The 17,425-nt window shown below is 56.8% G+C and carries 21 protein-coding genes; 7 read left to right on the top strand and 14 right to left on the bottom strand.

What is annotated here, in order from left to right; all coding sequences use genetic code 11:
• The first annotated feature begins 504 nt into the window (after positions 1–504).
• Positions 505–1,701, top strand: a complete 1,197-nt coding sequence (locus ACT3HL_RS16150) for an AAA family ATPase (protein WP_445087782.1) — start codon at positions 505–507, stop codon at positions 1,699–1,701.
• 140 nt (positions 1,702–1,841) lie between these two features.
• Here ACT3HL_RS16150 and ACT3HL_RS16145 read toward each other — a convergent pair whose 3' ends face one another.
• Complete coding sequence (locus tag ACT3HL_RS16145) at positions 1,842–2,411, bottom strand: hypothetical protein (protein ID WP_445087781.1); 570 nt, start codon at positions 2,409–2,411, stop codon at positions 1,842–1,844.
• Positions 2,408–2,773, bottom strand: a complete 366-nt coding sequence (locus ACT3HL_RS16140; RefSeq protein ID WP_445087780.1) for a hypothetical protein — start codon at positions 2,771–2,773, stop codon at positions 2,408–2,410. Before ACT3HL_RS16140 ends, ACT3HL_RS16145 begins: the two co-directional genes overlap by 4 nt.
• Positions 2,774–3,114: 341 nt before the next feature.
• On the opposite strand from ACT3HL_RS16140, the gene ACT3HL_RS16135 reads away from it, so the two are divergent.
• The gene (locus tag ACT3HL_RS16135) at positions 3,115–3,447 is read left to right on the top strand and encodes an SMR family transporter (protein ID WP_445087779.1); all 333 of its coding nucleotides are present in this window, start codon (positions 3,115–3,117) and stop codon (positions 3,445–3,447) included.
• Between the two features lie 30 nt (positions 3,448–3,477).
• On the opposite strand, the gene ACT3HL_RS16130 is transcribed toward ACT3HL_RS16135, so the two are convergent.
• The gene (locus ACT3HL_RS16130; RefSeq protein ID WP_445087778.1) at positions 3,478–3,750 is read right to left on the bottom strand and encodes a DUF7342 family protein; all 273 of its coding nucleotides are present in this window, start codon (positions 3,748–3,750) and stop codon (positions 3,478–3,480) included.
• A gap of 115 nt (positions 3,751–3,865) precedes the next feature.
• Entirely contained in the window at positions 3,866–4,192 is a 327-nt protein-coding gene (locus ACT3HL_RS16125) for an HVO_A0114 family putative DNA-binding protein (RefSeq protein WP_445087777.1), read from the bottom strand.
• Positions 4,193–4,327: 135 nt separating this feature from the next.
• Here ACT3HL_RS16125 and ACT3HL_RS16120 point away from each other — a divergent pair, with 135 nt between their 5' ends.
• A complete protein-coding gene (locus ACT3HL_RS16120) occupies positions 4,328–4,492 on the top strand; it encodes a DUF7718 family protein (protein WP_445087785.1) in 165 nt (54 codons plus the stop codon).
• A 137-nt stretch (positions 4,493–4,629) separates the two neighbouring features.
• Here ACT3HL_RS16120 and ACT3HL_RS16115 read toward each other — a convergent pair whose 3' ends face one another.
• The 3 genes from ACT3HL_RS16115 to ACT3HL_RS16105 form a co-directional block, all read right to left on the bottom strand.
• Positions 4,630–4,977, bottom strand: coding sequence for a hypothetical protein (locus ACT3HL_RS16115; protein ID WP_445087776.1), 348 nt, complete (start codon positions 4,975–4,977; stop codon positions 4,630–4,632).
• Between the two features lie 566 nt (positions 4,978–5,543).
• Complete coding sequence (locus tag ACT3HL_RS16110; protein ID WP_445087775.1) at positions 5,544–5,723, bottom strand: hypothetical protein; 180 nt, start codon at positions 5,721–5,723, stop codon at positions 5,544–5,546.
• Positions 5,724–5,777: 54 nt separating this feature from the next.
• On the bottom strand, positions 5,778–6,233 hold the full coding sequence (locus tag ACT3HL_RS16105; RefSeq protein ID WP_445087774.1) for a helix-turn-helix transcriptional regulator: 456 nt from the start codon (positions 6,231–6,233) through the stop codon (positions 5,778–5,780).
• A gap of 151 nt (positions 6,234–6,384) precedes the next feature.
• Here ACT3HL_RS16105 and ACT3HL_RS16100 point away from each other — a divergent pair, with 151 nt between their 5' ends.
• Together ACT3HL_RS16100 and ACT3HL_RS16095 are read left to right on the top strand one after the other, a co-directional pair.
• Complete coding sequence (locus tag ACT3HL_RS16100) at positions 6,385–6,660, top strand: hypothetical protein (RefSeq protein ID WP_445087773.1); 276 nt, start codon at positions 6,385–6,387, stop codon at positions 6,658–6,660.
• A gap of 535 nt (positions 6,661–7,195) precedes the next feature.
• Positions 7,196–8,857, top strand: coding sequence for a hypothetical protein (locus tag ACT3HL_RS16095; RefSeq protein WP_445087772.1), 1,662 nt, complete (start codon positions 7,196–7,198; stop codon positions 8,855–8,857).
• A gap of 538 nt (positions 8,858–9,395) precedes the next feature.
• Here the strand turns inward: ACT3HL_RS16095 and ACT3HL_RS16090 are convergent.
• On the bottom strand, positions 9,396–9,587 hold the full coding sequence (locus ACT3HL_RS16090) for a hypothetical protein (protein ID WP_445087771.1): 192 nt from the start codon (positions 9,585–9,587) through the stop codon (positions 9,396–9,398).
• A 385-nt stretch (positions 9,588–9,972) separates the two neighbouring features.
• Here ACT3HL_RS16090 and ACT3HL_RS16085 point away from each other — a divergent pair, with 385 nt between their 5' ends.
• Positions 9,973–11,913: an ABC transporter transmembrane domain-containing protein gene (locus ACT3HL_RS16085; RefSeq protein WP_445087770.1), complete on the top strand. Its 1,941-nt coding sequence runs from the start codon at positions 9,973–9,975 to the stop codon at positions 11,911–11,913.
• Positions 11,914–12,024: 111 nt separating this feature from the next.
• Here the strand turns inward: ACT3HL_RS16085 and ACT3HL_RS16080 are convergent, their stop codons facing one another.
• The 6 genes from ACT3HL_RS16080 to ACT3HL_RS16055 all read right to left on the bottom strand — a co-directional run bounded on the left by ACT3HL_RS16080 (position 12,025) and on the right by ACT3HL_RS16055 (position 16,328).
• On the bottom strand, positions 12,025–12,348 hold the full coding sequence (locus tag ACT3HL_RS16080) for a DUF7521 family protein (RefSeq protein WP_445087769.1): 324 nt from the start codon (positions 12,346–12,348) through the stop codon (positions 12,025–12,027).
• Positions 12,348–12,695, bottom strand: a complete 348-nt coding sequence (locus ACT3HL_RS16075; RefSeq protein ID WP_445087768.1) for a helix-turn-helix domain-containing protein — start codon at positions 12,693–12,695, stop codon at positions 12,348–12,350. The genes ACT3HL_RS16080 and ACT3HL_RS16075 overlap by 1 nt, the downstream gene beginning before the upstream one ends.
• 109 nt (positions 12,696–12,804) lie before the next feature.
• Positions 12,805–13,944 (bottom strand): hypothetical protein, encoded by a 1,140-nt coding sequence (locus tag ACT3HL_RS16070; RefSeq protein ID WP_445087767.1) that lies wholly within the window; start codon positions 13,942–13,944, stop codon positions 12,805–12,807.
• Positions 13,945–14,272: 328 nt separating this feature from the next.
• Positions 14,273–14,554, bottom strand: coding sequence for a DUF3006 family protein (locus tag ACT3HL_RS16065; protein ID WP_445087766.1), 282 nt, complete (start codon positions 14,552–14,554; stop codon positions 14,273–14,275).
• Between the two features lie 2 nt (positions 14,555–14,556).
• On the bottom strand, positions 14,557–16,014 hold the full coding sequence (locus tag ACT3HL_RS16060; RefSeq protein WP_445087765.1) for a lamin tail domain-containing protein: 1,458 nt from the start codon (positions 16,012–16,014) through the stop codon (positions 14,557–14,559).
• Between the two features lie 107 nt (positions 16,015–16,121).
• The gene (locus tag ACT3HL_RS16055) at positions 16,122–16,328 is read right to left on the bottom strand and encodes a hypothetical protein (RefSeq protein ID WP_445087764.1); all 207 of its coding nucleotides are present in this window, start codon (positions 16,326–16,328) and stop codon (positions 16,122–16,124) included.
• 211 nt (positions 16,329–16,539) lie between these two features.
• On the opposite strand from ACT3HL_RS16055, the gene ACT3HL_RS16050 reads away from it, so the two are divergent.
• Entirely contained in the window at positions 16,540–17,415 is an 876-nt protein-coding gene (locus ACT3HL_RS16050) for a hypothetical protein (protein ID WP_445087763.1), read from the top strand.
• Positions 17,416–17,425 lie beyond the last annotated feature (10 nt).

The following is a 17,425-nucleotide window of genomic DNA, read 5'->3' as shown; positions in this document are numbered from 1 at the left end:
TACTACTACAATTTTCAACGACCGCACCAAGCGCTAGATGATCGAACGCCAGCGGAGGCTGTTAACTAGACAGTGCCGATCACGCTATTACTTCGATAGTTTTATACCTGGTCGTGATATTTGCTACCGTACCGCACTTTGGCGTACCTGTGAAGACGTCATCTTTGGCGTCGAACACACGAAATAACGCCTGAAACCCGTAGTTTATCGAATCACTTTCGGGACGCGTACGTGATCGAGACCGTGGATTCTCCAATTATACCTTGTGTTCAAATGGAGACCCCGTCTTTCATCTCTTTACAGCGGCAACGTGGGGTGTGGGAGTTATGGCGCTCATTTGTTTTACAGCGGCACTGTGGTGTCCGTCAAATGCTGTAGCCTGACTTTTCAGTGGGTATAGTGTCTGTGAGGCCTCTTTACGATCTCGATGGGACTATCACTGACCGTTTTACAGCGGCAACACGGTGGGTAAGATTGAAATAGTAGCCTTGTGACCGCTTTGTCATGAGTGAGTCCGAGTCATTCTTCGGCGATCCGGACCCGATCTTCGCCGACAAGGAACTGCTTCGGGTGAGCCACCTTCCGGAGGGTGACCGGATCATCGGGCGTGATCGCGAGCTCCAGAAGCTCGCGAATGCGATTAAAGACGCCCAGCGGGGCGATACCCCGAACAACGTCCTGATTTACGGGAAGACGGGGACCGGGAAGAGCCTCTGCTCGAAGTATATCACCCGTGATCTCACGCAGGCAGCTGCCGACAACGGTGTCAGGGTTGGTGTAGCCTACGTCGATTGCTTTCAGGAATCGACTGAGACCCAGACCGTCCGAACGATCGCCCAGGCATTCAACGATTCCACGCAGACAGCTATCAAGGTCCCACACACTGGCGTGAGCACCTCTGATTACTATCGTCGGCTGTGGGATATTCTCGATATGCGGCTCGACGTCGGGATCGTCATTCTCGATGAGATCGACAAACTGGAAGACGATAATGTCCTGATGCAGCTGTCGCGGGCCGCCGAAGCCGGGAAGGTCACCGAGAGTACTCTCGGTGTCATTGGTATCAGTAACAAGATTCGATACAAGGACTCGCTGAACGAGCGCGTCAAATCGAGTCTCTCGGAGCGTGATTTCGTGTTCCCTCCATATGACGCGAACCAGCTCCGTGAGATCCTCAAATCGCGTGCTGATGCGTTCCGTGAGGGCGTCCTCGACGAGGACGTCATTCCCAAAGTGGCTGCACTCGCTGCCAAAGAACACGGAGACGCACGCAAAGCGATCGACATCCTTCGGTATGCGGGGGAAATCGCCGACGAGCACGACGACGATACCGTGCGCGTTGAGTACGTCGACGAGGCCCACGATCGCGAAGAGCAAGCGCGACTCTCTGAGCTCATCGCCAAGCAGCCAGAACACTCGAAATATCTGTTGCAGGCGCTGTCGTTACAGGTCCAAGACGAATCCGGGGAGGATCCTGCAATTCCCACGAAAGGCGTCTATTCGATGTACGAACTCGTGTGTGAGCGTGATGGCGTCGATCCGCTGAAAATGCGGCGAGTCCGTGATTTACTCTCCGAGCTGGCGTTTCTCTCCCTCATCGAGCAGGAGCGGAAGGGCCGCGGAAAGGGCAAGGGTGCCCATACGGTGAACCAGCTCGTCGACGAACCAGAGGTCGTCGTCGAGGCGTGTAAGTCCGCCTGATCGGTGGCCACGTCAGGGGACTGCTACAGACGTCACGAGAGCGAAAGAACGACCGTTCCCACAGATGCACTCGTGACCTTGTCGAGAGCGACGAATCTGTGTGATTGCATACTTCGAGACAGTGGGTGGTCTCGTGGACTTCATTCGAGCCTGTCTCGAAGTTGGGCGACGTAGGGGCTGTTCTCCCAGCTCCGGTGTGAGCTGATCGTCGCTAACAGTCTCCGGGCTTCGGCGTCGGTCATATGATCGTTCCGGGCGTAATCAACGATGAGTCGCGGCGTCGGCACGATGCGCGGCCCCTGTAACACGGCGTGGATCAACGCGAAATTCGTCCCGCCAAACTCGTCGGTGAGGAAGCCGTCGACATCGAGTGCGTTCGCGAGAACGATCCCGTCGGTTTCGCCGTCATCGAGCCCGTATGTCGGCCGCGCATCCGGGGTCTCGGTACGCTCGTAGGGGTCCTTGACGGTGTAGTGGTCGCGAGCCGCGAGGACGTTCGTCGCTGCAGCACCATGGATATCTTGGTACTGGGTGAGGTCCTGAAGCTCTGTGAGGACCTCCAGTGGCACAGACACGTCGCACGAGGTGAGCAGATACTGCAAGGGATCCGGCGCGGCATCGGTGTCGTACGCCGCGTCGGCCCGCGCCACTGCAAGGCTGACCAGCGCGCTCGTGTCGGCGGCGACGGTCCGCAGGCGGGGACCGCTCATCGCTCGTCGGTAGCGGTATCGACCGTCACCGCATCATCGCCGTAGATGTCGCTGTCGTCCGGTGCAGCAAGATCGAGCGGCTCGTCCTCGAGGTCTGCCTTCAGCAAGCGGAGTCGCTGGGCGGTCTCGGCACCGACCAACTGCTTGACGGTCTCGAACTCCAGTTGGTCGTCGTAGTACTTCGTCGCGACGAGTTCCTGAAACGTCTCGCTGTCGGCCGTCTCTTCGATGTACTCACGGATGGCTTCGACGAGCAGGTCCGTCCGATCCTTATCGAAGAGATCGGCGATCGCATCGAGCCGATCGACGAGGTACTCCGGGGACTGGAAGTGGACTCGTCGTGGGCCGTCGCTCGCGCTCATTCTATGTGCAAGTTCTGCACATAGATTGATAACGGTTTCGACGCCTGCACATAGCTTGATAACGGTTTCGACGCCTGCACATAGCTTGATAACGGTTTCGACGCCTGCACATAGCTTGCACAGCAGCGTCGCGAAGTCCGGCGTCGATGGAGTTCGATAGCAGTGTCTGATGCTCTTCAACCTTAACCAACAGATTACGACAGATGTGGGCATTGTTGGTTAACCCGTAGTTCTCGATCGTGCTGTTGCTGTGAGAGGATTCGATCAGGGAGCCTGCTAGTGAACAAAGTGCAAATCAGTCAGTCGAAATCTCTAACACGCTACTTACGCGTCACACCGATATGAACCCGTACGTCTTGCTCGGAGCAGCGATCCTCTCCGAAATTATTGGGACTACATCGCTCAAACTCTCTGAAGGCTTCTCACAGTCGCTTCCAAGCCTCGTGGTGGTTCTTGGGTACGGGGCTGCGTTCTACCTCCTCTCTTTGACGCTCGAGGAGTTGCCAGTCGGGGTCGTGTACGGAACGTGGGCTGCCCTCGGAATCGTTGGCGTTGCGGCGATCGGAATCGTCGTATTTGATGAACAGATCGACGTTGCCGGCGTGATCGGGATTTCTCTCATCATTGCCGGTGTGTACTGTCTCAATGTCCTTTCCGGAATGTCCACACACTAGGACTACTCAGCAAATGGCTCCATATGTGTCTCAGGGGTGTGATGATGCAGATGCAGGACTCGATCCCGATTTGAGACGAGGTTTCCCCTCGTGGAGTTCACAGAGTCGGCGGGTTACTGCGCGCCACTTTCCCAGCGCGTCGTAGGCCTCATTCAGGTCGTCGTGTTCGACGTCGGAGAGCACGACTGCCTTCGGAGTGGCCGCCTCGAATTGCGCTGCAAGTTCCCGCTCCCGGTCACGATACGCGTCAATTGCGTCTGTGATCTCCTCGACCGTCCCGAACTCTCGTGTGAGCTCGGTCACCCGACAGAATTCGAATTAATGACTGCTACGACACCCACTCACATTAATTTGTGCCCACTTAGATATTTCTCTGATACGCGTTGGGTACTTCTCAACCTTAACCGACGCTCTGTATCTATACGATCGGTTCGACCACGACCGTGTCGTGTTTCAGCTGGGGGATTTTCCGGGATCCTTCCTCGCGGTATTCGATCAGATCGTACCTGAACAGTAGCTCGAGATCACGGCTCACGGCGGCTTTATCGCGGCCGATGTCCTGCGCCAACTGGCGGACGGATTCGATCTCACCGTCGCGGACCCGATCAAGTAGCTCCTGCCGCTTTTCTGTGAGGACAGTACTCGCAGTTTCGCGGTCGATCATCAACACGTCATCATAGCCCGCCTGAATGAGCGCGCGAGTGACCTCGGCCTTCTTTTGTGTTGGATCGCTAGTTGTCGCCATTGTTATCGTTGTATTGTGACCACAACGCTAAAAGGGTTGTCCCGTGAATTCGATGCTCGGATACTGAAACACAGATTGAAATCAGCGGCCTCGTTACCTGCATACCGATGTCGAAACTCTACACGCGACTTTTAGATTGCACGGATCGACACGTCTCATCAAACAGTCCATTTCGATCGGCTGTATCGACGTGATCAGCCCAAAGATACTGACGTCGAATTCTCTGTTTGGGAGGCCGAACAGCAGCTTGAACATAACTGGCGGCAGTATGCGCACACTCACGCCGAAAACCACGAGTGAAATCCTTGAGTGGTGATATGTTTTGGCGTACGTGCTGACTATAGAGGGTAGATTCAGCAATTGACTACGTGCTAGTCGGGCCTTTTGGCTCGTCTACTATGAGGGAAACGGAACGACTAGGAATCATCAACAACTGATTACGTCTTCCGTCTAGCGAAGTACCATTCGTATCCGTATCCCACAAAAGCCCCTAGTGGGGCGGCAATGGGGAGAGTAATGATACCCCCGAATAGAGCGATTACAGCAGTGATGAAGATGAACTCGGAAACCCCAGCCAGGAGTGCGCCAGCGGAAAACTGACTCAGAGAGAACACGAGGCCTATCAGAGTGGCGAATATGAAGAGCGATCCGAGCGCTGAAACGACACCTGCTATCGCACCGTAGACCGGTTCCAGTTCATCCGGCATCATCACACGCCACACGACGGTCGCTACGATGAGAGCGACGACCGGTGTGACGATCATCCCGAGGAAGATAATCCTCACTTCCTCGTCGATACTCTGCTAGGCTCGCAGAGTCAAATCCTTGGGCCCTGAACGTCTGGAAAAAGTTCCAGAGATTAACCAGAACGGCAAAGAGGAGCGCCGACCCACCCGCGGCGAGGCCCGCCCCGACATCCCGCCAGGACAGACCTAGATAGTCGGTCATACTCCAATCAACGAATGCTTGCGGTCACTCGGTAATAAACGTTCGACGATCGATCCACTCAACTGACACTCCTTACTCGTGACCGATTCGCGCCCTCTATTCACCACGCCGTTTGTGTCAGCCGCTGAGGATTTCAACAGAGCCGTTTGAGTGGTCACTCGTTGGTCTCTATGACGACTCTACGGCGGTGTGGACGGCCTCGGTCAGAGGATCGGTTAAGATGTACTCGAAGCGGAGACCGGCGTGGCCTGTAGGCCCGGTATAACAAGATGCGTTGCGCGTGACTGCTTTCGTGGCCGCATCGAGTCGGCCACTGGGTACCGACCGGCTCACTGCGGGTGCCTCGGACAGCACGCGCCGGCCGGTTGCATCACGATGTCGCGCGCTAGGCTGACGCCGGTCGTTACTCATCGGCGTCAGCCCCCCTCCGATGCTCACGTGCGCTGTGTCTTTCTGGCTGATTCGTGAGTGCGCCGTGTTCCTCGAGGAGGTCACGGATGGCGGTTCGGATGAGGGCGCTCTTGTTCGGGAAGACCTCCTCCTCGACGAGCTGGTGAATCCCGGTGCGAAGCTCACCGGACATCCGGACGCTCCCGGCGGCCGGATACTTCCTCCTGGGCACTGGTGGTGTGGGTGCTCATCGGTCACCCCCTCCCACGGTGGCGTGGAGATGCCTCGCGCCGACATCGAGCATCTGGCTTCCGGTCTCGGTGAGTTGGTAGCTGTTGGTGCGGCCGTCGCGATCGGTCTTTTCGAGGTAGCCGTCTGCGACGAGTGTGTCGAGGTTCGTGTACAGTTGGCTGTGATGGACTCTCTGATACCTGCCATTGAGGTGCTGCTGAATGTCTCGGCCGCTCGGTGGCGTCTCGGTATCCAGTCGGGCGATTGCCACGAGACAATCCCGCTGGAAGCCGCTCAGTTCGTGCCACTGCAGGCTCTCGCGGTTCCGGGGCGATTCGATCTGGCCGCCGTCCGTGCGGAGTTCTGTGGCGTCGGTCGCTGGCTCTGTGGCTTGCTCCGGGCGTTCTACCGGCGCGTGCGCTGTATAGGCCAGAGCGTTCGCGGGGCGCTCGCCACCGTAGTGCGCGTACACGTACAGGATCTCGGCGGGCTCCCCGCGGGGCCATTTGCGGAGGCGTAGATCTCTCAGGTCGTGTCGGCGGGTGCGGGGACTGCGTCGTAGATCTCGGGGAGATCGTACCCGCCATCCGTGAGTTATCACCCGCCCGCCCGACCACCGACCTATGGATACGCCGCGTTCCGAACTCGAACTGCCCCCGGAGGTCGATACCCTCTACGCAGCAGCACAGGACTATTGGGGCGATGATCGGTGGGCAATCGATGTGAAGCTCTGGACCGACGGGACGGCCTCAGCGTACGCCTACCGCTCGCGCGGACGGAACGACGACGGCCACCTCATCCAAGAACGGTTGTTCCCGACTGATGACGGTATCCGCGCCACTCGTGTCGAGCTTCAAGACAGCGAGGACCTCGGGTTCGTTGACGACGCGATAGAATAGGACTCTAACCGCCTACGGACGACGTCGGTGGCGTAGTCCTCACGGCTGGCCTGTACTCTTCGGTTATGTCATTACTCGCTTTGATCCATTCTGCTTCGACCGACCGAGTTGGTGTGGCTGGCTTTCTGGAGGGTTCAGGATTGATACATCTCGCGTAGGCTGTGACGCGAGTCGAGGATGCAGACACGCGAGCGCATATTGAAGCCGCGTTAGCGGAGATCAAGGAACTTCCATGGCCCGAGCAGATCGAGTGTCCCAACTGCGGGCGAGTCGGGTTGGTTGGACAGATTGCTGTTCACGAGTGCGGATAGCCGCAATTACTCAGATTTTCAAGGTAGCTGTACAGTTCTACACTCCTGATGCGCGACCTAGAAGTCTTGCAACGAAGATTTATTTCAGAATTTTACAATTGAATTAACTCTGGAAATTGGGGTGCGAATGTCCCGGCAGCGGTCCTGTCGGATTGTGTTGAGGCTCAATGCTTCGTATTGAGCACGACCTTTGGACTTATCATTGAAAGGTTAGAAATGCATCTATGCCCTGTGCAGAATGCGGCTCTCCCCTCTTCGTCTCGAAGGAATACGAGAACCTCAGATGTCCAAATTGCTCGAATCTACCTGTAGTGCCTCCTGCTCTTGTGGAGACTCAGGTAGAGGCGCAGCGCGATTATCTTGGCGAAGAAGAATTGATCGAGTTCCTCAAAGAGTACAAGAAAGAGCAATTGATTCTGGCGCTCTTACGTATGGTGAATAAAGCAGGCAGTAAAATCTGGAGTACCCGTGGAATTCCACTCAGAGATTTTTCCCTTCCCCCCCGACTCATCAAACTCTTACTTCCCGAATCGGGATTTGGTGGAAAAACTCTCGACGTTGACGATTGGCCGCCAGAAGTTCTGGAGACCAGTCTGGATTTTCACTTTGAGGTGCTTCGAACGCTCTCACATCTCGAAGACCAATTCGTCTACGCCTACCCGAAGGTCACGGTTGAGGACAACCCTTCCATACTTTCCTCGTATGCTATCTATGCCTCGGAGTATCAGTATTGTTTCGACCGCTGTATGCGAAGTCTTCTAGGAGGATATGAGGAACACCAGGACCTGTTCGATTCAGTCGATCTGGAATTCAGAGACTTCGATACTCCAGAGGGTGACGAGATCGAAACGGTCAGAGAGTTTGGGCAGACTTTCTACGAGTTCATCATTGGCATCTCGTTTTTTATGTCATCGAATGACTCTCTTGGAGAAACATACCATAATGAGTTCCCAGAGTCGGTCACAGTTCTCGACATCGGGGATTTCCTAAAAGAGTTGGATTTGAGCTACGTGGATGGGGCTCTCGGCAAAATGAGGGATGAGGGCGAACTGGCAATGGCCCAGTGGGGTGAGATCAACCGTGCCGGCGAAGAGGCGTTTGGTGAGGACTGGCCAACCGTCCGAGAGAATATCGTTGTAACAGGTGAGAACACGAATGCTCACCCCTTCCTATTTGGATTGTCAGTGAGTCAAAAACCTAAGACTGCCCCCCCGGGGGCCACAGTAACGCTAGACATTCCGATGGTATTCTATGCTAGCGAGTACGCTCGCTTTATCGGCTTCCAGATGTTCCCAATGCTGTCTGGCGAAGAGGGGACTCCAGGGAAAGAGATCATCAACAAAATCACGAGTGATCGGGGCATTCCCTATGAGCGGAATATCTACGGATATCTTGACGAACAGGGATATGAGGCGTACCATGATTTGACCCACTACGGGGACAATGACCATCAGTTAGACCTTCTTGTGGTAGCACACGAGCGTGAGGAGCTCTGGCTCATTGAATGCAAGTACAAAGTCCCGTATATGCGTATGGACACGGCTGAAGGTATCGAGGACTTCAACGATAAGATGTACCGCTCGGTGTTCGAGGACGGCGAAGCCTTTGATGAGAAAGCAGATTGGTGGCTCACTAATAAGCCCGGAGACAATTTCACGTGGCAGGAGGGCGACGATGGCGACCGGACGGCTACGACGTTCGACGAGGCGTGGACTGATCTGCAGGTCCGTCAGTTGGTTGTCTCGAATTTGGTTCCCTCATATCCGGTGAAGCGAGGGATCCGCTTCCTGACTGGGATGGAGTTTATGAGGCTCATCGAGTCGGGAGATCTCCCGTACTCTCCAAAGCACAAATCACTGGTCGAGGGCTCGCTCCCGGACAAGTAGTTGTTTCCGCGACTTCTGAAAGGTGGCGTGATGTGGTACCAGATACTATTGGAGAGTCCGAACAGGTTTGTCGGTCTGACTCCATTGTCCCCCTCCCCCAAACGAGATGTAGAGTGCGTAGTAGAATCGATGATTAGTGTCTATTCCAAGGATTCGCTCTGTATTTCACACGCCATTCTTGGTAGAAGCCGAGTAGGTCCACAAGGAGACCGAGACGTAGGTTTCCTGTACAGAGTGACTCCAATCGGGTGTGGGCACTCTTCTTTGACCTGAACGTCGGCAGTCGAGAGACAGCGCTACTTACAGCTTTATCCGGGTTTCGACGCGACGTCGTTAACCAACATTCAACCGATACTGACGCCCTGTGTTGGTTAAGAACTTTCAGAGGCGATGAGACACCCATCGACTCCACGACCGACTGGTATACGAGGATCGACCACGATATGCCACGATAATGCCGGATGACGCGAAAGCAGAACTGTACCAGTGTCTCGAGGCCACGGCCGAACGGCCAGTCGATCGCACGCCGAGCCGCCTGTTAGGTGAGGCCCAGGCGGTCGCCGACGATCTCCGTGGGATCGATGATCCAGCGGTGGTCACCGATCGTGCCAGTGTCGTTGTCGAACTCCTCTCGAAGATCGACGGGACGGGTGACCCTGAAGCCGATGCGGCGGTGGACCGGGTCCGGGAGCTCGCTGAGGATTTGGCTGCCGAGTGAGTCTGCGATCACTCCCCGATCCCTGGCCCCGGAATCTCAATTCACCGCTCTGGGTGCGCTTTTCCCGCTCTAGCCGTCAGGAACGGACTCGCGTCCGTGATCATCTCAAACTGAGCGTCGTCGACGACTACTATACCAGTCCTGTGCAGGTACACCTCACCCCAGACTGTGACTCAAGTGGAGAAACCGACGTACAAGCGCATATCGAGGCTACTCTGAGGAAAACCGAGGATCGCCGTGGTCCAAATAGATCGAACGTCCCAACTGTAGGCGGCAGAGGGTAGCCCGACACGTAGAAGGTTATGTCACGAGATATCTCGCCACAGCAGAGCCCACACGGGATCTGGAGTGCTCGGCACCCGTGGCCTCTTGTCCCGTGCACGTCAAGTGAAGATGTATGAGTTCAGAACGGGGGCTATCCGACGACGAGCGCCCGACGGCATCAAAATCAAGGTCGGAGAACCCGGTCTGGAGTTTATACACCGAGTACGGTGTCGCGCAACGGTACGCCGTCCTCGGTGCCACCGCCACAATCCTCGGGCGGCTGCTCGGACTCATTCCTGCGTTCGTCATCGGGCTGGCTGTTGACGCGATATTCCTTACAGAACGGTCTTACACGCTCCCCTTGGTACCGCAGGGACTCATTCCGGGCACCGATATCGAGCAACTATACTTCTCGATCGCAATTCTGCTAGGAGCAACTGCTGCCGGCGCAGTCGCTTCGTGGATCGAAGACTGGGGTTGGAGCGTCTTCGCCCAGCGCATCCAGCGCAACCTTCGCGTCGATGCCTACGAGCGACTCCAGAACCTCGAACTCGCCTATTTCACCAGACGTCGGACGGGCGATTTGATGAGTGTCCTCAACAACGATGTCAACGCCCTCGAGACGTTTCTGGAGGACGGGCTGAGCGCCACCCTGTGGATTCTCACGACCATCGCCGGCATCGGGATTATCCTTATCGGCCTGAACCTCCCGCTGACCGCGGTCACCCTGCTTCCGGTTCCGTTTCTCGCGGCGTTCACGCTGATTTTCACACGGGTGATCGCGCCGCGGTATCTCTCGATCCGTGAGGAGATCGGGGATCTGAACTCCCGGCTGGAAAATAACGTCAGCGGCATTGAGGTGATCAAAAGCGAAGGAGCCGAAAAGTTCGAGACCGAGCGTGTGGCTGCAGCCTCCGATGAGTACCTCGCCGCCAATCTCTCAGCAATCAAAGTCCGGATCACCTACTTTCCGGGGTTGAACATCATCGCTGGGGCCGGCTTTGCGATTACATTCCTCGTCGGTGGGCTGTGGGTACTCGGACAGCCAGTGTTCGGGCTCACTGGAACACTTTCGCCTGGTGAGTTCGTCACATTCGTCATCTACGCCCAGCAGTTTCTCTGGCCGATACTCAGACTGGGTGACGTGGTCGACGACTACGAGCGCGCCAAGGCTGCCGGGAGTCGAGTGCAGGCAGTCCTCTCGCGGGATCCGGCAGTCCGAGATCGGTCAGATGCCAGCGTGCTCGAAGTGACCAATGGCGAGGTAACCTACGATGATGTTCGATTCGCTTACTCCGAGGAGACAATCCTGCGTGAGATTGACTTCAACGTCGAGGGTGGGACGACGGTCGGAGTGGTGGGGCCAACTGGGGCAGGAAAGACAACGCTGTTGAAACTGCTTCCGCGGTTGTACGATGTCGATGATGGGGCAGTCCGAATCGATGGGCAGGACGTCCGGGAGGTGACTTTACAGAGCCTTCGAAAGTCGATCGGATACGTGAGTCAGGAACCATTTCTCTTCTATGGGACGGTTGCGGAGAACATTCGGTACGGCACTTTCGACGCGACTAAGGACGATATCGAAAAGGCCGCTCGCCGGGCCCAGGCCCACGAGTTCATCGAGAACCTTCCCAACGAATATGACACGCTGGTGGGCGAACGAGGAGTGAAACTCTCGGGCGGACAGCGACAACGGCTGGCGCTTGCACGCACGATGCTCAAAGATCCCGCCATTCTGGTGCTCGACGAGGCGACATCGGCAGTGGATACCGAAACAGAAGCGATCATCCAAGATCGACTCGCTGAGTTCGCCGCCAACCGGACTACCTTCGTCATCGCCCACCGGCTTTCGACCGTCAGGACAGCCGACAGAATTCTCGTCCTCGACGATGGTCGAGTGGTCGAAGACGGCACCCACGAAGCACTACTCGAAAACGATGGCCTATACGCGAACTTCTGGCGAGTGCAGACAGGTGATATTGCGTCGCTACCCAAGGAGTTCCTCGAACGCGCCCTGCGCCGGCAGGCGGTCGTCGAACTTGCAGACGAAGAGCCCGAGGAACGTCCGGAGTGACCCTGACACGAGTTCCCGTGGGAGGTCCGGTTCCCTGCAGCGGGCTTCGACCTCTTAGGCTGAATCGGCAGGCTTTCGACTCGGATTTTCCGTAATAGAGCTGAGAACAGACTACCGATTGGTCGCAATCTGCAGGGAATAGGCAATACACACTAATCCAGCAAGCTGGATTACTCTGACGAAGAGACGCACGACATTCTGGAGGTCAATCGGAATAATGCGGAATGCGAGTAGTCCCTGTCCGGTGACTGCAAGCGTGTACGTGACACCAAAGAGCAGAATCATCCCGATCGAGAGCCAGCGCATTGAGCGTTCGTCATTCCGTCTCAGCCCGCGGTACGCTTGGTAGCCAATATACAGTCCGATCACCGCCGAGGCCGTGGCTGCAAGCCCTGCAAGTAGGCCAACAGGGGACCCGAGTCCAACAACGGACATCAGAATTTCCCCCACAGGCGCGTTAACTGATCTGCGACGTCATCGCTCTCACGCTCCCGGTCGAGGTCCCATCGGAGCTCGCCATCCGAAATTGTGACCTCGAAACGATGCAACCTGGACACGTACACTGTCTCGTGGTGGCCATCTGATCGTGGACGGGTCCGCTCACCAACGAGATCAGCATCACTCAAGCGGTCGAGTCGCCGGTAGATCGACGACGTGGAGACCTCACAGTGCTCGCTCAGTTCGGTAGCCGACAGCGGGCGGTCACTAGTCGCGGCCAGAATCGACCGCGTGTGCTCGTCGTCCAATAACGCGACGACGGTCGCTAGGTCCACGTCGGCCATCTCTTGTTCAGATCTCATTAGGCGTGTACAAAAATACTGGATTCCAGACGCAAGCACATCGCAGGAATGCCACTGTTGGTGCTCGTTGTCCGGCACCGCCGTGATGACGTTACGCATCGGTCTCACCCTGCAGATCCACAGTAAACAGTACGTGGAAATGGGTACCGCCCGTCGAGTACACGAGAGAAACGCCTTCTGCGACCGGGTGCTCGCTCAGATCGACGGTCGCCTCCGCGCCGGACGACACTGAATCGCTGTTGCGGTCCGGCCAAAGAGGTTGTTTCTCAATTTCCCCAAAGTCATCCGGCCGGTCAAGATCGTAATAAAGCCGGTCTGCGGAGATCGACTCACCTGCTTCGTGTCGGAACGTGACCCACGTTGCGTCCGCGTCTTGGGTCCCACTCCAAGTCACTTGTGGGAGATCATATTCGGGCGCGATCTCCCGCTTTGAGTTGAATGGGACCTGCGCTTCCACTGTCGCAAGCGAACCGTTGATCTGCACATCGAACGTTTCGGCTTCCGTAGTGAATCGATAGCCACCTTCTTGCAGCGCGTTTTGCAATGCGGATTCCGTCGGTACACGGTCGTCCTTGTAGCGATAGGAGACAACTTGATACGCCGTGTCGGCATCGAATCTGAACGCATCTGCGAGCATCGCTGGTCGGCCCGTCGGATCGTGGATGTCCGTGTTCACAATGAGGTGGGCGTTTCCACCAGCAGCCGTTGTGAGCTGGTCAAATCGCGCGTTCTCCTCGTGATATCGAGGCCGTTCGCCAGCGCCGGCATCGATTAGCGCCTCTAGGTTTGGCTGGTCGTATTGTTGTACACTCGTCCAGACAACGACGCCATCGCCGACAGCGACACGTCGCGACACGTCCGATCGAGCAAAGACAGTGTGGCCTTGATACTCACCGGTGCGTTCGTAGCCGCTGTCAGTGACGGTCTGGGTGACCTGCGTCCGGTCGAAGGAAGCCTCGATGACGGTACCGAAGATCGAATCAACGAGCTGATCATAATTCTCGAAGCCGATTCCAAAGTAATCGATGTCGGCCTTACTGTAGGCGCGCCGTGCGATGAACTCCTCGGGAGCGCCTGGTTGGGGCGCGGTCGGCTGTACGGTGGCGAAATAATACCGATCAAGCGGTGCTTCGACACTCGTTGGGGCGGGGAGCCATCGTCGATATGTTGGATCACCCCCGTTGGGGACTGTCAGGCGGCCATAGCGCTGATTCTCACCGAGTGGGGGCAAACTGGAGAGACATCCGGCAGTCAGTAGTGGGAGGGCTGCACCGCCGGCAGCGAGGAGCTGTCGGCGTGTTCGGTCGTTGGAGGGCCGATGTCGTTGTGGGGGCATACCGCAATTCAACACCGAGTCCCTACGGCTGTATAAGTGAAGTCTCAGCCTCACCCGAATGCAGGGCGTCGATATGTTTTTATATTTGAGTAGATGGATTTATCCGCTACTGGATTCCGAAGTAGAATCTGTATCACAGAAACCATCCTGCGCATCTACCCCACACACAGGATTAGTAGCTCAACGAGCTGCCGCTCGCCCGAACAGCCACCGTTAGAGTTGCCTAAGACTCTTCATCGTCTGGCGGCCGCTCAGCAAGCCGATCAAACCGCGATTGCGCCCGTTCCTTCCGGTCAGTCGTCTCGACAGGGTCGTACGATAGATCCGTTACTTCCCCATCGGTGAGCGTCACCTCGAGTACGGCATCCGGATGGGCCGCCTCAGTGGGAAGCTCCGAACGGTCGAGGGCGATCTCGTCGACGACCTCGCCATCTACTTCGAGCAAGATAACTGCAAGCTCCTCCTCGAAGCGATCGATCACGCCAGTGAACTGTTGGGTGGTCATTCTCAGTAGGCCTCCTCGAGCACGACGGTCCCGGTGGCATCGCGAACAATGACGGTGTCGCCGTTGTTGTTCCAGACGGGGCGTGAGTGCCCCCAGTACAGGTCGGTCTCTGTATCCGTGCCACTGCCCGTGTGAATGGTAATTCGCTCGCCAGGGCCAAGTACCGTTCCCTCAGGGATCGTGTAGGTGTGATCCGCGTCGTCAGCGAGGTCCCATCCGGAGATATCGAGCGACGACGCCCCCGTATTCTCGAAGACAACGTACTCGTCATTCAGGTTCTCGGCGTCATCGCCCTCGGCGTCGGCGTTGATTTCGACCACCTTGAGGGACGTGTCACGAGCCTCTGAGGCGGTTGCAGTATCCGCTGGCTCGATTGTTTCGGCGTCAGTAATCGGGGTGGTCCTGGAGCCATCCGCACGGATCACGAGTCGCTCCGTGAGATCGCCGCTCGTCCTTGGTTCGGTCGGCTCGCCTGTGCGGAGTTCTGTCGCCGTCGTGGGTGCGTCCTGCTGGGTCGCGACCGTTATGGCCGAGCCATTACTCGTGAACCGAATCGTCCCGTGGGTAGCGGTCCAGTACGTGGGAATCGACCGTGTGGCCAACCGTGACAACACTTCCTCGTGGGGGTGTCCGTACTGCGAATCATAGGCACTCGAGATCACAGCCGCCTGTGGGGACACCGTCTCGAGGAACGGTTCGCTCGTACTCGATTGGCTGCCGTGATGGCCGGCCGCCAGCACTGTCGAGTCGAGGCTGTCACCATACGTGTCGACGAGATACTCTTCGCTCGTAGCCTCCCCATCACCGGGAAGGAGGAAGCTCGACGCGCCGAACTGCAGGTACAACACGATACTGTTCTCGTTGCTATCTTTGTTCGCGAGATACCCTTCCGGTGGCGCGAGAACCCGTGCCTCGACACCCGACATTTGAATCGAATCACCGGCTTGGGTCCGGTACAGCGTCACGTCGTGTGCTTCAACCGCATCAAGGTAGGCCTCGTAGGTTGCTGAACTCGACGCGATACCGGGATCATAGACGGCCCCGATGCCGTCGGCGTTGGTCTCGAAGTGCTCGATCACGGCCGCGTGCCCGCCGATGTGGTCCGCATCCGGGTGGGAGGTCACGAGGTGATCAATGCGGGTCACGCCTTGCGCTTGGAGATATGCAATAACGTCCTCACCCTCATCGCGCCAATCGCCCGTGTCGATGAGGATCGTCTCGCCGTCGGGGCCGATTATCAGTGTGCTCGAGCCTTGCCCGACATTCAACAGATGAACGGAGAGCTCTCCCGCGGGGGTGGAGTTCGCAGTCGTGGTAGTGGATGTTGGTGTGTCGCCGGCGGCTGTGGTGGGGACCGAACCGTCTGTTCCTGTGTCAGTCCCACCGGGCCCACCGAGACAGCCAGCGATGACGACCATCCCAAGCACCACAAGAAGGCCGATGGTCCGTCGAGGAGACATACTCGTAGGTCGTCCAGCGTGGGGTTAGTCGTTCTGGATACCATCCTCTGGTTCAGTTGCGATAGTCGACTGTAGGTTGGCCACCGTGATCGGTTAGTACAGGGTGTTTATGTTGTAACGCTATCAAATACCTTGTTTAAAATTGGAGTAATAACTACGAATCCGATGAAGATTGCGATAACGTAGGAAATAAATTCAATACCAATCGAAACTGGATCGGCAATATCGCCAGTGTAGGTGTTGTAGAGCGTGAATATGATCGCAGCAACTACGGCGTTTTGGAGGTGAGCGGAGACCAACTTTCGTAACTCCATAAACAATCTTGTTTGGCGAATCATCAAATTCGTATCGGATAGGACATAGGTATCAGAGATTGAATACGATCAGTACGCAAATATAGTGAGCTGTCGATCCATCACCTAACAGCCCGAAATCAACGATCTGATGGCCTGTTCTATACAATTCGAGTTCTACATCAGCGAAACATCAATTCGAATTCAATGACCCTCATCCAGATAGCATCTAATGGCGATCTCCAGGCACCGACTCGGGATATACGTCGGTGATGTGGCCGGTCTCGTTGCAATCGTCGTAGTGCTCGCTGGAGTCCACTACTTTGTCCCACCAGCCCTCCAGCAGGCACTCGTCTTTGATCACGGGCAGTTCCGCGGGTACACGTTACTGACCGCAGCGTACATACACGCCTCTGAGGCGCACTTCCTACAGAATCTGGAGGGATGCCTCCGAATCGTCGGCTTCCCGTATGTATTCAGTCTCGTGAGCCACAATCGACGATGGTTCTGGCGGACTACACTTACGCTCCTGCTTGTGCTCCCGGTGGTGACGGGTGTGACAAGCTACGTACTCCTCCCGGTCTGGTACCCAGAAGTGACACCCATCACGTACGGCTTTTCAGATATCGTGGCAGGTGTCGCGGGGATGCTGATCGTTGCTGTGGGGCGATACATGCAAGCCCGCTACGGCGACACTGCTGCATGGGCAGTGAGTATTTCTGGGGGGCTGTTCGTGCTCATCCTGATTGGTGCTCGCCTCACAGGTGCAACAGATACGATCGTCACTGGGGGCGTCGGACGTGAAATTGGAATTGGAGCTGGACTTGGAGTCGCGATCGGACTCGCGGGCGTGCTGGCCGGCGGGTGGTACTTGGTGCAGGCGCACGCACAATCAGCTGGGCGCACCTGGATCGGGGCCGAGGGGATACAGGAAACAGCGATTCTGGGTGTCACGGCCGTCGTGCTCGGAGCGCTGCTCTGGGACTTCTTCCCACCTCGAACGGCGCTTGCTGCCAGCGATCCGACGACGAATCTCGTTGGGCACGCTGCCGGACTCGGGTGGGGACTCGTTCTTGCAACCGCAGTGGTGGTTCTCGAACGGCGCTGAGCGCCTCCGA

The organism is Halobellus sp. GM3 (genome assembly GCF_052545375.1).
Note: the sequence above shows the minus strand (reverse complement) of the source record. Positions and strands in the feature narration are given on the sequence as shown.

Bases quoted from the DNA above. Each gene is read 5' to 3' on its own strand.
- ACT3HL_RS16150 (WP_445087782.1), top strand. From the start codon at position 505: ATGAGTGAGTCCGAGTCATTCTTCGGCGATCCGGACCCGATCTTCGCC.
- ACT3HL_RS16145 (WP_445087781.1), bottom strand. From the start codon at position 2,411: ATGAGCGGTCCCCGCCTGCGGACCGTCGCCGCCGACACGAGCGCGCTG.
- ACT3HL_RS16140 (WP_445087780.1), bottom strand. From the start codon at position 2,773: ATGAGCGCGAGCGACGGCCCACGACGAGTCCACTTCCAGTCCCCGGAG.
- ACT3HL_RS16135 (WP_445087779.1), top strand. From the start codon at position 3,115: ATGAACCCGTACGTCTTGCTCGGAGCAGCGATCCTCTCCGAAATTATT.
- ACT3HL_RS16125 (WP_445087777.1), bottom strand. From the start codon at position 4,192: ATGGCGACAACTAGCGATCCAACACAAAAGAAGGCCGAGGTCACTCGC.
- ACT3HL_RS16110 (WP_445087775.1), bottom strand. From the start codon at position 5,723: ATGTCCGGTGAGCTTCGCACCGGGATTCACCAGCTCGTCGAGGAGGAG.
- ACT3HL_RS16100 (WP_445087773.1), top strand. From the start codon at position 6,385: ATGGATACGCCGCGTTCCGAACTCGAACTGCCCCCGGAGGTCGATACC.
- ACT3HL_RS16095 (WP_445087772.1), top strand. From the start codon at position 7,196: ATGCCCTGTGCAGAATGCGGCTCTCCCCTCTTCGTCTCGAAGGAATAC.
- ACT3HL_RS16085 (WP_445087770.1), top strand. From the start codon at position 9,973: ATGAGTTCAGAACGGGGGCTATCCGACGACGAGCGCCCGACGGCATCA.
- ACT3HL_RS16080 (WP_445087769.1), bottom strand. From the start codon at position 12,348: ATGTCCGTTGTTGGACTCGGGTCCCCTGTTGGCCTACTTGCAGGGCTT.
- ACT3HL_RS16075 (WP_445087768.1), bottom strand. From the start codon at position 12,695: ATGGCCGACGTGGACCTAGCGACCGTCGTCGCGTTATTGGACGACGAG.
- ACT3HL_RS16065 (WP_445087766.1), bottom strand. From the start codon at position 14,554: ATGACCACCCAACAGTTCACTGGCGTGATCGATCGCTTCGAGGAGGAG.
- ACT3HL_RS16060 (WP_445087765.1), bottom strand. From the start codon at position 16,014: ATGTCTCCTCGACGGACCATCGGCCTTCTTGTGGTGCTTGGGATGGTC.
- ACT3HL_RS16055 (WP_445087764.1), bottom strand. From the start codon at position 16,328: ATGGAGTTACGAAAGTTGGTCTCCGCTCACCTCCAAAACGCCGTAGTT.
- ACT3HL_RS16050 (WP_445087763.1), top strand. From the start codon at position 16,540: ATGGCGATCTCCAGGCACCGACTCGGGATATACGTCGGTGATGTGGCC.